Annotated in this window: 2 pseudogenes; one reads left to right on the top strand and one right to left on the bottom strand. The window is 64.0% G+C overall.

The features are described 5' to 3' along the window. Positions 1-185, top strand: a pseudogene (locus tag EOA22_RS36985) (DNA polymerase III subunit delta'); the annotation flags it as partial. Here the strand turns inward: EOA22_RS36985 and EOA22_RS36980 are convergent. Next, a pseudogene (locus tag EOA22_RS36980) lies at positions 176-478 on the bottom strand (DNA polymerase III subunit delta'); the annotation flags it as partial. The pseudogenes EOA22_RS36985 and EOA22_RS36980 sit on opposite strands and share 10 nt — an antisense overlap.

Raw genomic sequence — 478 nt, 5'->3', positions numbered from 1 at the left:
GCCAGGCTGCAGGCGTGCTCACCGCCGCCTATCGCGCCGGCAAGCTGCCGCATGCGCTGATCTTTTCCGGGCCAGTCGGCATCGGCAAGGCGACGCTCGCCTTCCACCTTGCGCATCATCTGCTGAAGCACCCGGATTTCGCGCAGGCGCCGGAAAGCCTTGCCGCTCCCGATCCGGCGTCGAGCGGGTTCAATCTCACCACCTGACAGCGCGACCGGATCGTCGGCAGCAGGCTGCCCGGCGCGTGGACAATCAGGATGAACAGAGTCCGTGCCGGCGGCTCTTCAAGATTTTTCAGCAAGGCATTGGCGGCATTGGTGTTCATGTCGTCGGCGGGGTCGACGATGACGACCCGGTAGCTGCCGTCATGCGAGGTCAGCGACAGGAAGCGGCTGACCTTGCGGATCTCATCGACGGTGACGACCGTCTTGAAACTCTTGGTCTTGTCGTTCAGCGGCCGGGTCAGATGCAGCACGGA

This window comes from Mesorhizobium sp. M7A.F.Ca.US.014.04.1.1, from assembly GCF_003998745.1.
GTDB classification, from domain to species: Bacteria; Pseudomonadota; Alphaproteobacteria; order Rhizobiales; family Rhizobiaceae; genus Mesorhizobium; species Mesorhizobium ciceri.
The sequence above is the reverse complement of the archived record's forward strand: the minus strand, read 5'-3'. Positions and strand labels throughout refer to the sequence as shown.